The organism is Thiomonas sp., from assembly GCF_054608695.1.
Genome location: NZ_JBTRXV010000024.1, coordinates 17,097 through 29,943 on the forward strand (window position 1 = coordinate 17,097; position 12,847 = coordinate 29,943).

General features: G+C 63.9%; 6 protein-coding genes. 3 read left to right on the forward strand and 3 right to left on the reverse strand.

The window, feature by feature from the left end:
* The first annotated feature begins 230 nt into the window (after positions 1-230).
* Together clpS and clpA are read left to right on the forward strand one after the other, a co-directional pair.
* Entirely contained in the window at positions 231-560 is a 330-nt protein-coding gene (gene clpS / locus ACYCUK_RS10275; RefSeq protein WP_112487094.1) for an ATP-dependent Clp protease adapter ClpS, read from the forward strand.
* A gap of 9 nt (positions 561-569) precedes the next feature.
* Complete coding sequence (clpA, locus tag ACYCUK_RS10280) at positions 570-2,867, forward strand: ATP-dependent Clp protease ATP-binding subunit ClpA (RefSeq protein WP_461594674.1); 2,298 nt, start codon at positions 570-572, stop codon at positions 2,865-2,867.
* 55 nt (positions 2,868-2,922) lie between these two features.
* On the opposite strand, the gene ACYCUK_RS10285 is transcribed toward clpA, so the two are convergent.
* Complete coding sequence (locus tag ACYCUK_RS10285; protein WP_461594675.1) at positions 2,923-9,336, reverse strand: amino acid adenylation domain-containing protein; 6,414 nt, start codon at positions 9,334-9,336, stop codon at positions 2,923-2,925.
* 211 nt (positions 9,337-9,547) lie between these two features.
* Positions 9,548-11,233 (reverse strand): dihydroxy-acid dehydratase, encoded by a 1,686-nt coding sequence (ilvD, locus tag ACYCUK_RS10290; RefSeq protein ID WP_461594676.1) that lies wholly within the window; start codon positions 11,231-11,233, stop codon positions 9,548-9,550.
* 248 nt (positions 11,234-11,481) lie between these two features.
* On the opposite strand from ilvD, the gene lgt reads away from it, so the two are divergent.
* Positions 11,482-12,303, forward strand: a complete 822-nt coding sequence (gene lgt / locus ACYCUK_RS10295; protein ID WP_461594677.1) for a prolipoprotein diacylglyceryl transferase — start codon at positions 11,482-11,484, stop codon at positions 12,301-12,303.
* A 15-nt stretch (positions 12,304-12,318) separates the two neighbouring features.
* Here the strand turns inward: lgt and ACYCUK_RS10300 are convergent, their stop codons facing one another.
* Positions 12,319-12,846, reverse strand: coding sequence for a PIN domain-containing protein (locus tag ACYCUK_RS10300; RefSeq protein ID WP_461594678.1), 528 nt, complete (start codon positions 12,844-12,846; stop codon positions 12,319-12,321).
* Between the last annotated feature and the right edge of the window lies 1 nt (position 12,847).

A 12,847-nucleotide genomic window follows, 5' to 3' on the forward strand; every position in this document is an offset into this window, starting at 1 on the left:
CACGGGCCAGGGCTTTCCATGCCAAGAAAAAGCCGCACACTGTGCGGCTTTTTCTTGGCTGGTACGTTACGTGCATGATGAAAAGCTTGCGGCAGCTCTGAAGCGATGCTGCACACGCGCAACACATCGCCCTGCGTGCGGCATTCAGGCCCATGAGCGCAGCAACTTGGTGAACAATGGGGCGTAGCCCTAGGCAAGCAGATGCAAGGTGGTAAATCTAAAATTCGAGCATGTCCAAACCACGCAAAATCTCCGGTTCCGACCCTGGTTCTGCGGCTGTTGTCGAGCGCCAGGAGCAGCAACTCAAGCCCCCGCCACTGTATCAGGTGGTGATGTTGAACGACGATTTCACGCCCATGGAATTCGTGGTGTTTGTGATTCAGCAGTTTTTCAGCAAAGACCGTGAAACGGCGACGCAAATCATGCTTAAAGTACACCAGCATGGTCGGGCCGTTTGCGGGGTTTTTGCGAAAGATGTGGCCGCGACCAAGGTTGAGCAGGTGATGGCGGCGGCGCGTCAGGCAGGGCATCCCCTGCAGTGTGTGATGGAGGCCATTTAGGAGAGTGTCATGATTGCCCAGGAACTGGAAGTCAGTTTGCATATGGCCTTTGTCGAGGCGCGTCAGCAGCGGCACGAGTTCATCACCGTGGAGCACCTGTTGTTGGCGCTTTTGGACAACCCGTCGGCCGCTGAAGTGCTGCGCGCCTGCTCGGCCAATCTCGATGATCTGCGCAAGAGCCTGGCAGCCTTCGTCAAGGAAAATACCCCCGTGGTGCCGGGTTCGGACGATGTGGACACCCAGCCCACGCTGGGATTCCAGCGCGTGATCCAGCGCGCCATCATGCATGTGCAGTCGTCCAGCAACGGCAAGAAGGAAGTCACCGGTGCGAATGTGCTGGTTGCCATCTTCAGCGAGAAGGATTCGCACGCGGTCTATTACCTCCACCAGCAGGGCGTGACCCGGCTGGACGTGGTGAACTTTCTCTCGCACGGGATTCGCAAGACCGACCCGGTGGAGCCCGCCAAGCCTGCCAGCGGCGGCGCTACGGACGACGAGGAGAAGGATGCCAAGGAAACGCCGCTCGACCAGTTCACCCAGAACCTCAACCAGTTGGCCCGCGAGGGCCGAATCGACCCACTGATCGGCCGCGAGGCCGAGGTCGAACGCGTCATCCAGGTGCTGTGCCGCCGGCGCAAGAACAACCCCTTGCTGGTGGGTGAGGCCGGTGTGGGCAAAACCGCCATTGCCGAGGGTTTGGCCTGGCGCATCGTGCAGGGTCAGGTTCCGTCCGTGCTGGAGCAGGGCGTGGTTTTTTCCCTGGACATGGGCGCCTTGCTCGCAGGCACCAAGTACCGGGGCGACTTCGAGCAGCGCATCAAGGCGGTGATCAAGCAGATCAAGGAGATGCCGCACTCCATTCTGTTCATCGACGAGATCCACACCCTCATCGGCGCGGGCGCGGCCTCGGGCGGAACGCTGGACGCGTCCAACCTGCTCAAGCCGGCGCTGACCTCCGGCCAGTTGCGCTGCATTGGTGCGACGACGTTCAATGAATATCGGGGTATTTTCGAGAAAGATGCTGCTCTTTCGCGTCGCTTCCAGAAAATCGACGTGGTCGAGCCCAGCATTGAGCAGACCGTGGAAATTCTCAAGGGGCTGAAGTCGCGCTTCGAGGAGCACCATGGCGTGAAGTATGGCGCGGGCGCGCTGGCGGCAGCGGCTGAGCTGTCGGCCAAGTACATCAACGACCGGCATCTGCCCGACAAGGCCATCGACGTGATCGACGAAGCCGGTGCGGCGCAACGCATCCTGCCCAAGAGCAAACAGAAAAAGACCATCGGCAAAACCGAGATCGAGGACATCGTTTCCAAAATCGCCCGCGTGCCGGTGCACAGCGTCACAACCGACGACCGCTCCAAGCTGCGCAATCTGGAACGCGACTTGAAGAACGTGGTGTTCGGTCAGGACGAATCCATCAATGCCCTGGCTGCCGCCATCAAAATGGCGCGCTCGGGCCTGGGCCGGCCGGAGAAGCCCATCGGCGCCTTCCTCTTCAGCGGCCCAACGGGCGTGGGCAAGACCGAGGTGGCGAAACAACTGGCCTTCGTGCTCGGCATCGAGTTGGTGCGCTTCGACATGTCCGAGTACATGGAGCGGCACACCGTGTCACGCCTGATCGGCGCGCCTCCGGGCTATGTGGGCTTCGACCAGGGCGGTTTGCTGACCGAGGCCATTTCCAAGAGGCCGCACGCGGTGCTGCTGCTCGACGAGATCGAGAAGGCCCATCCGGATGTCTACAACGTGTTGCTGCAGGTGATGGACAACGGCACGCTGACCGACAACAACGGACGCAAGGCCGACTTCCGCAACGTCATTGTGATCATGACGACCAATGCGGGCGCCGAAGCCATGCAGAAGAGCACCATGGGCTTCACCTCCAAGCGCGAGCGTGGCGACGAGATGGTCGACATCAAGCGCATGTTCTCGCCCGAGTTCCGCAACCGGCTCGACGCCATCATCAACTTCCGCGCGCTCGACGAAACCATCATCCTGCGCGTGGTCGACAAGTTCCTGCTGCAACTCGAGTCGCAACTCACCGAGAAGCGCGTCGAAGCCACCTTCACCGATGCCTTGCGCAAGCATCTTGCCGCTGATGGGTTTGACCCGCTGATGGGCGCGCGCCCGATGCAGCGCCTGATTCAGGACACCATTCGCCGCGCCCTGGCCGACGAGTTGCTGTTCGGCAGGCTGGTGGACGGAGGCCGGGTGACGGTGGATATCGACGAGCACGGCAAGGTCACGCTCGACATCTCCGAGCCCGACCCCAAGCCGCGCAAACGAGAAGCGGAGGATGCCCAGGCTTGAGGTCCGAGCTTGGCGCGGCTGAATGCGGCGCTCGAAGCCGCATTCGGTGTCGCGCTTAACGCTTCAGCTCCATGCCGTTGGCGAGCTGGCCGAGGGTTTCCAACACCATGCGGCGCGGTTGAATCCGCACCCCATGGCGCTGTTCCAGCGTGGTGATTGCGCGCATGGCCAGCAGGGAATGGCCGCCGAGGTCGAAAAAATTGTCGGTGACGGCGATTTGCTCAGTGCCCAACAGTTCGGTCCAGACCGCTGCAATGGCGTTTTCGGCCGGGCTGTTCGGGGCGGCTTGAGCGCGAGGACGATGGCGAGCCTGGGAACTGTCATGCGTCGGTGGCGGTAAAGCGCCACGGTTGATTTTGCCATTGGGCAGACGGGGCAGGGCGGGCAGGGCGACGATGTGCTGCGGCAGCATGTAGTCGGGCAGGCGCTCGCGCAAGGCTTCGCGCAGCGCGGAAACCTGCAGCGCTTGGCCCGCGGCGGACACCACATAGGCCACCAGCCGCACGTCTTGCGCGCCTGGGGCGTGTGTGGAGACCACCGCATCGGCCACCTGCGGCAGCGCCAGCAAGGCCGCCTCGATGTCCCCCAGTTCGATGCGAAAGCCGCGCAGCTTCACCTGATGATCCAGTCGGCCCAGATGTTCCAGCTGACCATCGTGACGCCAGCGCCCGAGATCACCGGTTTTGTAGAGGCGGGCCTCTGAGCGCCCCCAGGGTCGGCTCGCCGACCCGCCCCCCGTGGGGGTCAAGGAAATTTGGGGCGGCCCTGCGTTTCCTTGAGAGCCCTTACTGAGCGCGTCGGCGATAAAGCGCTCGGCGGTGAGTTCCGGGCGACGCCAGTAACCCAGCGTTACCCCGGCTCCGCCAATGTGGATTTCACCCGGAACGCCAATCGGGCAGCAATGGCCGTGCGCATCGAGCACCCAGACCTGGGTGTTGGCAATGGGGCGGCCGATGCAAATGCCAGCGCGTGGGTTCTCCACCCTCCAGGCTGTCGACCACACCGTGGTTTCGGTGGGGCCGTACAGATTCCAGACTTCGCCGCAGCAGCCAAGCAGGCGTTCCGCCAGATCCGGCGGCAAGGCCTCGCCACCCACCAGGGCGCGAAAGCCCGGCGGGGCGTTCCAGCCCGCATCCAGCAGCAGTCGCCAGGTCGAGGGCGTGGCCTGCATCACGTTGCAGCCGCTGCGTTCCAGCAGCGCGCGCAGGGCGTAAGGGTCGCGCGCCGTGTCGGCATCGGCAATCACCACCTGCGCGCCAACGGCCAAGGGCAGGAGCAGTTCCAGCACCGCGATGTCGAAGGACAAGGTGGTGACCGCCAGCAGCTTGTCGCTCCGGCCCAGCCCCGGCGCCTGAGCCATGCTGGCGAGGAAGTTGACCACCGCGCGATGCGGCACCAGCACCCCCTTCGGGCGCCCGGTGGAGCCGGAGGTGTAGATCATGTAGGCCGGGTCATCGGGGAGGGCGTCGCTTGGCGCATCGGGGGGCAGCGGCAAGCCGTCCAGACTGGCCCAGAAACCCGGCGCATCCAGCGTCAGCATCGGCACGTCACAGCCGGCGAACAAGGTTTGCAGAGGATGGTGGGTCAGGATGAGGGCCAACTCGGCATCCTCCGCCATGTCGCGCAGGCGCTGCGGCGGGTAGGCGGGGTCGAGCGGCACATAACAGGCGCCGGCGTGCAGCACCCCGAGCAGAGCGGGCAACATGTGGGCGCCGCGCGGCAGGCTCAAGCCCACGCGCTGGCCACGGCCAATGCCGCGCTGGCGCAGCAAGCGCGCAAAGCCAAGAGATTGGGCGTGCAGCTCGGCAAAGTGGATGGGCCGCGCGTCGGCGGTGAACACCGCCTCGCGTTGCGGTGCTGCGAGCAGGCCGCTTTGCACATGCCGATGCACCAGCAGTTGTGGTGGCAGCGGCACTTGCGTGGCGTTCCAGGCGCCGCGCAGCAGATCCATGTGCCGTGGCGTCGCCAGTGAGAACGCGGAGAGCGAAAGGTCTGGCCTGGCCAGCGCCTGATCGAGGACGTGCATGTAGCTGTCGAGCAGGCGCTCGGCGGTGGCGCGGGTGTAGAGGTCGGTTGAATATTCGAGGTGGATGCGATGGGTGAATTCGGTGTCGACGTGGATGGAGAGGTCGAACTGCGCGGCGATGCGATCGAAATCGAACTCCTCGTAGTCGAAGTCCACCGTGGCGAATCGCCCCAGCGGCGCATTGCGCAGATTGAACAACACCCGCACCAACCCGATGGGGTGGCCGGCACGATCATTGGCCAACTTCTCCACCAACTCGTCATAGGGCATGTCCTGGTGTGCGTAGGCGCCCAGGGCGGTGGCGCGCACGCGCTCGACAAGGCTTCGAAAACTGGGGTCGCCGGACAGATCGGTGCGCATCACCAAGGTGTTGACCAGCGTGCCGACCAAGGATTCGGTGGCCAAATGGTGCCGATTGGCGATCGGGCTGCCGATCGCGATGTCGGTCGCACCGGAGATGCGGCACAGCAGGAGATTGAACGCCGCCAGGTAAAGCATGAACGGTGTGACGCCCCAGGCGGCGCCACGCTGCTTCACCTGCGCCCTGATGTTGGGTGTCAACGCGGTGAAGACCTTGTGGCCGCGAAAGGATGGAACCATCGGCGGGGCATGGTCGGCCGGAAGGCTCAAGGGCTCAAGGTTCCGCAGTTGCTCCAGCCAATACGCGGTCTGCGGGTGTCGGCTTGCGATCGCCGGCGCGCTGCGCTGCCAAGCGGCGTAGTCCACATATTGAACCCCAAGTGGTGGGAAGTCGGGCTGTTTCCCGTGGGTCAACGCCGCGTAGGCCTCGAACAATTCACGCATCACGATGGTGAGTGCCCAGGTGTCGGCAATAGCGTGATGGAAGACCCACGACAGCACATGCTGGTTCGTATCCAGCCGCAGCAGTGCGATGCGATGCAGCGGAGCGCTGGATAGGTTGAAGGGCAGGTCCAGACCTGCACTCAGCCAACGCCGCGCTGCGGGCTGGCGCTGATCGGCTGGCAAATGGGTCAGATCGACGTGCTCTACAGTCACGCGCAAATCGGGTTCGATGCGCGTCATGGGTTCGCGCTCTCCCATCAGCAGACTGGCGCGCAGCATTTCATGCCGTTGCACCAGCGAGTCGACCGCGCGCTGCAAGCATTGGGTGTCGAGCGGGCCTCGCAGCAGCAGGGTCACGGGAATGTTGTAGGCGGCCGAGGCAGGATCGAATTGCTGGATCAGCCACATGCGTCGCTGCGAATACGACATCGGCAACAGTCCGTTGCGCGGAATCAGCGGAATTTCAACCAAGCTTGTGCTCGCCGGTGCGTTCCGGCTTTGCAGGGCCTCCAAATGCTGCGCCAGATCGGCGATGCGAACATGCTCGAAGAGCTTGGTCAGCGCCAATTCCAGGCCGAGGCGCTCGCGGATGCGCGAAGCCACCTGCGTGATCTGCAGGGAGTGGCCGCCCAGGTCGAAAAAGCTCTCGCGAGTCCCGAACGCTTTCAAGCCGAGAACCTCGCTCCAGATGGCCCACAGCGCCTGCTCGATGGGTGTGTTTGGCGCGACGCTCTCACCAGGCGCAAGGGTGGCGAGGTCGGGCGCGGGCAGGGCCTTGCGATCGAGCTTGCCGTTGGCCGTGAGCGCGAATGCATCCAGGTGGATGTATTGCGAGGGCACCATGTAGTCTGGCAGGGCCTTGCTCAGATGTTCGCGGCAAGCAGCGGTGCCGGGAACTTGCGAGCCCTCATGCACGGTGAAATAGGCGACCAGACGCTTGTCGGACTGCGTGTCCCCCGCAGTCGTCACCAGCGCTTGCCGGATGTCGGGATGCAAGGCGAGCTGGCTTTCGATTTCGCCCAGCTCGATGCGGAAGCCGCGGATTTTCACTTGGTGGTCGTTGCGGCCGATGAACGCGATCCGCCCGTCGTCAAGCCAGCGGGCGAGATCGCCGGTTTTGTACAAGCGTTCGCCAGCATGCCTGCCGAAGGGGTCGGGGATGAAGCGCTCGGTGGTCAGCTGGGCCTGATGGAGATAGCCGCGCGCCACCCCCAGCCCGCCGATGTGCAATTCGCCCACGGCGCCGATGGGCACGATGCGGCCTTTCGGGTCGAGGATGCGCACCTGGACATTGAGCAGCGGGCGGCCGATATGAGGCTGGGGCGAGGCGGAGTCGATGCGCGCCGCCGTGGCGTCGACCGTGCATTCCGTGGGGCCGTAGACGTTGTAGAACGCGTGTTCACGCTGCTCCCACAGCTTCGCCCAGAGCGCGGTGTCGATCGCCTCGCCACCCACCAGCGTGACCAATGGCCAGCCCGGTGGGGGGCGCAGTTCCCCGGATGCGATGACCGCCTTCATCTGCTGTGGCGTGATGTCCAAGACGTCAACCCTGTGCTGGGTCAGATAGCCCGACAGCTGCGCAGGATCAAAACGCACGCTCTGCGGCAGCAGCACCAGTGTGCGTCCAGCGGCAATCTGGATGATCTGCTTGATCGAGGCGTCAAAGCCCAGCGAGGCATTGACGCCGACGCGTTTGACATCCGGATGGTGGCGGTACACCGCATGTTCCAGTGCTTGCAGGAGGTTGCTCACGCTGCGATGCTCGATCAGGACGCCTTTGGGCGTTCCAGTCGACCCGGACGTGTACAGCAGATAGGCCAGGTCATGCGGAGCCGGCGCTGGGGTTGATGGGGCAGCATCGGGGTACGGCGCATCGGTGGCACCGAGCGCGTCGAAGCCCACGATTCGCGTGCCCTTCGCCACCAGATGGGTCATCGAGGGGGCGAAGTCGGACAGCACGACGGGAGGCCGGGCGTCGTCCAGGATGGCGGAAAGGCGCCCGGCGGGTTGCGCCGGGTCCAGTGGGACGAAGGCGCCCCCGGCGGCGAGGATGCCCAACAGACCGGCGATCATGTCCGGGCCACGGCTCACATGCAGGCCGACCAGCACACCAGGTCCGACTCCCAGCGTGCGCAGCGCCTGTGCCAAGGCGGTCACCCGGCGCGCAAGCTCGCCGAAGGTCAGCCGCTGATCTTCGTACACCACGGCCAGGGCTTCGGGCTGGCGGATGGCGTGGGCGGCGAAGCGTTCGTGGATCAACGCGGGGTTGGGCAGAAGGACGGGGCCGCGTCCAAAGTCGTCAAGGATGCGATCTTGTTCGCCAGCCATGAAGAGGCTGAATGCCTCCAGTGGCAGATCCGGGCGCTGCAGGGCTTGCGTGAAGAGCAAGGCCAGCCGGTCGCGGATGTGCTCGGCATCCGAGCGATCCAGGGCGTCGGGGTTGAAGTTCAGTTCGACGTGGACATCGGCTTCTTGATGATAGTCCCGCACGTAGATCATCAACGGGGTCTTCGCCAGTCCGTTATGCAGGGGTATGGTGGTGTAGCTGGCGCCATGCAGCACGCCGTCTTCATCGAAGGGCTCGATTGACAACGAGATGTCGTAGATACGCGCCCGGCTGCTGAAGCTAAGGTTCAGGGTGCGATGAATTTCCGAGATTGGCAAATTTTGGTGTCGATAGTCGCTGCGCAGCTCTGCCGCAATCGCTGTCATGAGCGAAGCAAATGATTGAGAGGGCTCGCAGTTGATGAGCAATGGCAACATCGACGCGAACATGCCTATCGTCGACTTTTCCTGCGCACCAATGCGGTTGTGCACCGGTACCCCGATGCAGATCGAGGGCTGATCCAGCAATCTGAAGCATGTCAGCCCGAGAAGGGCAAGCAGGAAATGCGCCTGGGACAGACCCATGTCCATAGCCAGACGCTTCATGGCGTTGTAGTGCGCACGCCCAATGGTCCAGATCACCTGATGCTGGGTTGCCGTTTGTATCTCGGTGTCGGCCCCAGGCTTGGGCGGAAACAAGGCTGGTGGAATTTGCGGAAAGCGTTGCTGCCAGTAGCGCCGGTCGGCTTTGAAGCGTTCCGAATCCAAGTAAGCCTGCTGCTTCTGCACGTACTCGAAATACGAGGGCGAAGCGGCTGGCGGATCGTGACGGGTGAGTAAGCAGTTGTAGGTCTCCCGGATGGAGCGCAACAGCAAGTGCAAACCGTGGCCATCGACAACCAGATGGTGGCAGCGTGCCAGGAAAAAATGCCGGGTTTCCGCGGTGCGAATCAGGGCAAAACTGCATAAAGGAGAGACGCGCAGGTCGAAGGGTTCGAGGAAGCGTTCTCGCAACAAGCGCCTGGCCTGCGCAATGGCATCGGCTTGGCCTGACAGATCGATCAGCGGCAAGGTGTAGCCGAATCGCCCACGCACGCGCTGCGTGATCAAGCCCGTCGCATCATGGCGTGCGAATGCCACGCGCAGGACGTCGTGGCGATCGAAGGCGACTTGGATGGCCTCTTGCAAGGCAGGGTGGTCCAGAGGACCGTCGATGTCCAGGTAACAGCCGATGTTGTAGAGCGGACGGCCCTCGTGGATGCTCTGGTCGGTGTAGATGTCGAGCTGTTGAGGGGTCAGCGGGAAGTCGGACATGATTGTGAAGGGTTTCCAGGGGGCGCCACCGACGAACTGTGTTGTTCACAGCACGCGGCACCCTTGTAACCTGGAAATTCGAGATGAGGCAACCTGGGATGAGGAATAGGCCTTGCCGCTGAAGGGGGAGACCCGATGCACAACCAGCGCCAGCCCGCCCGATATGGACGCAAGCCGGCGCTGACCGCCCCGCGGTTTGCCTTGCGAGGCATCAGCCCAGATCGGCGTCCAGCACCGAGCCGCGTGATGCCGTTCCCGCAAGCTTGGCAAACTTGGCCAGAACGCCGCGGGTGTAGCGTGCCTTGGGGGGCTGCCACGCGGCGCGGCGGCGGGCGATTTCGGCTTCACTGACATTGAGCTGCAGGCTCAAGCTGGGGGCGTCGATGGTGATGCTGTCGCCCTCGTGAATCAGGGCGATGAGGCCGCCGACCTGGGCCTCGGGCGCCACATGGCCGACCACCATGCCCCAGGTGCCACCGGAAAAGCGGCCATCGGTGATGAGGCCGACGCTCTCGCCCATGCCGGCGCCGACGAGGGCCGAGGTGGGGGCCAGCATTTCGGGCATGCCGGGGCCGCCCTTGGGGCCGAGGTAGCGCAGCACGAGGATGTCGCCGGCTTTGATCTGCTTGGCCAGAATGGCTTGCAGCGCGCTTTGCTCGTCGTCGAACACGCGCGCCGGGCCGGTCATGCTGGGGTTCTTCAGGCCGGTGATCTTGGCCACGCAGCCTTCCGGAGCGAGATTGCCCTTCAGAATGGCGAGGTGTCCGTGCGCGTACATCGGCGCGGTCATCGGCCGGATCACGTCCTGGTCGGCGCGCGGCACCTCGGGCACGTCGGCCAGGTTCTCGGCCACGGTCTTGCCGTTGATGGTGACGCAGTCGCCATGCAGCAGGCCGGCTGCGAGCAGGGTTTTCATCACCTGCGGAATGCCACCGGCGCGATGCAGATCGGTCGCCACATATCTGCCGGAAGGCTTCATGTCGCATAGCACCGGGGTGCGCTTGCGAATGACTTCGAAGTCGTCGATGGTGAACGGCACTTCGCCAGCGTGCGCGATGGCCAGCAGGTGCAGCACCGCGTTGGTCGAGCCGCCGGTGGCCATGACCACCGCCACGGCGTTTTCCAGCGCCTTGCGGGTGACGATGTCGCGTGGTTTCAGGCCGGCGCGCACGGCAGCCAGCAGCACCTGCGCCGAGTCGCGCGCCGATTGCACCTTCTCGTCGTGCACATTGGCCATGGTGGAGGAATAGGGCAGCGACATGCCCATCGCCTCGATGGCGCTGGACATGGTGTTGGCGGTGTACATGCCGCCGCAGGAACCGCTGGTGGGCACCGAGCATTGCTCGATGGCGTCGAAGTCCACCTGGTTCATGCGTCCGGCGGAGAACTCGCCCACCGCTTCGAACACCGAGACGATGTTCAGGTCTTTGCCCTTGTAGTGGCCGGGCAGGATGGTGCCGCCATAGACGAAGATGCCCGGCACATTGCAGCGGAGCATGCCGATCATCGCGCCCGGCATGTTCTTGTCGCAGCCGCCGATGGTCAGCACGCCATCCATCCACTGTCCCTGCACGCAGGTTTCGACGCAATCGGCAATGACCTCGCGCGACACCAGCGAGTACTTCATGCCCTCGGTGCCCATCGACATGCCGTCGGCGATGGTCGGCGTGCCGAACATCTGCGGATTGCCGCCGGCGGCGCGCACGCCTTCAACGGCAGCATCCGCCAGTTTCTGCAGCCCGGAGTTGCAGGGCGTGATGGTGGAATGGGCGTTGGCGATGCCGATCATCGGATGCGCGAAATCGGCCTTCGTGTAGCCCATGGCGTAGAACATGGAGCGGTTGGGCGCGCGGGCAACGCCCTCGGTGATCATGGAAGAACGGAGTTTGTCGGTCATGGGATGGGCGATGCGAAAGGCAGTGCAAAAGGCGGGACAAGACGGAAACAAAACGGAAACGAAACGCAACGGTTCCAGAACCTGGCCGGGCCGAGCCTGTCGTACCGGCAGGCATCCGAACGATCCAGGCTGCTGTTTTGCTGCAGCCGTCCCTCGCGGGGAGCGAAAAAACTCGGGAGCGGCCCTTCGTTTCATCGAGATCACGGGTGCGAGGGAGCCATCATGCAGACCCCGTACACTTCGCAACCATGCTAATTCATCCCAATTTCAACCCCATTGCCCTGAAGCTGGGGCCTATCGAAATCCATTGGTACGGCATCATGTACCTGCTGGGCTTCCTGGCGTTCTGGCTGCTGTCGAAGAAGCGGCTGAAGGATCAGCCCTATGCCCGTTTTGGCTGGACTTCGCGCGATGTGGAGGATTTGCTCTTCGCCGGCGTGTTGGGCGTCATCCTCGGCGGACGCATCGGCTATGTGCTGTTCTACCAGCCCGAGTACTACTTCGCGCATCCCGCTCGCATCATCGCCGTCTGGGATGGCGGCATGGCTTTCCATGGTGGCTTGATTGGTGTGATGGTGGCCGCCGGCTGGTTTGCCTGGACGCGCAAGGTGGCGTGGATGGATCTGCTCGATTTCGTGGCGCCGCTGGTGCCGCCCGGCTTGGCGTTCGGCCGCATCGGCAACTTCATCAATGGTGAGCTGTGGGGCCGTCCGGCGCCTGCCTGGTGGCCGGGCGCGATGATCTACCCCGAGTCGGGCAGCATGGTGCCGCGGTTTCCGTCCGAGCTGTACCAGATGTTCTTCGAGGGCATTGTGCTGTTCACGGTGTTGTGGTGGCTGTCTCGCAAGGAGCGGCCCCGCGGTTTCATTGCCGGCAGTTTCGCCCTGGGCTATGGCCTGGCACGCTTCACCGACGAGTTCTTCCGCCAGCCCGACGCCTTTCTCGGCTACCTCTGGTTTGGCCTGACCATGGGGCAACTGCTGTCCATTCCGCTCATCGCGCTGGGCATCGGCATGATCTGGTGGTCGCTGCGCCGGGCCAAGCGCCTGGGCTGGAAGCCTGCCGCCTGAACTCAAGCGCGAGGCTCAAGCGCGAGGTCGATCAGCCGCAGTGGGCATGGCCCAATCCTGCGGCCGCAGGATGCGCAGGCCCCGCACTCGAGCTGCCGGGGCCAAGGCCAGCAAGGCCTTGTCCCGGGTCAAGAGCAGCTGGGCTGAACGGTGCAGGGCCAGGTCGATGAACATCTGGTCGTCCGGGTCGGCGCAGCGCAAGGGTGGGGCGTCTGCGTGGCATGGCACGACGCCAGCATGCAGGTCGGCGTGTCGGGTGAAGCCGTTTGCCAAGCGTTCGCGCAAATCGAGCGCCGCTCCGCGTCTGGCAAAGACGGTGCGCGTGGCCACCTCCAGGGCTTCCTCCTGCATCGCGGCCGTCGCGATCCAGCGTGCCCCACCGAGCATCAGGCGCTGGGCCGGTGCCAGCATCGCCGCGTCCTGGAACAGCAGCCAGTCGAGCACGACATTCGTGTCGAGGACCCAAAGCGGGGGACGTTCCCCAGGCTCGCCTTTTGCGGTCGGCTTATTGGCCGCCGGATTGGGGTGTGCCCAGGTGGCCATC

What these genes read in the sequence shown, in the direction of transcription:
- clpS (WP_112487094.1), top strand. Translation starts at nt 231, where the DNA reads ATGTCCAAACCACGCAAAATCTCCGGTTCCGACCCTGGTTCTGCGGCT.
- clpA (WP_461594674.1), top strand. Translation starts at nt 570, where the DNA reads ATGATTGCCCAGGAACTGGAAGTCAGTTTGCATATGGCCTTTGTCGAG.
- ACYCUK_RS10285 (WP_461594675.1), bottom strand. Translation starts at nt 9,336, where the DNA reads ATGTCCGACTTCCCGCTGACCCCTCAACAGCTCGACATCTACACCGAC.
- ilvD (WP_461594676.1), bottom strand. Translation starts at nt 11,233, where the DNA reads ATGACCGACAAACTCCGTTCTTCCATGATCACCGAGGGCGTTGCCCGC.
- lgt (WP_461594677.1), top strand. Translation starts at nt 11,482, where the DNA reads ATGCTAATTCATCCCAATTTCAACCCCATTGCCCTGAAGCTGGGGCCT.
- ACYCUK_RS10300 (WP_461594678.1), bottom strand. Translation starts at nt 12,846, where the DNA reads ATGGCCACCTGGGCACACCCCAATCCGGCGGCCAATAAGCCGACCGCA.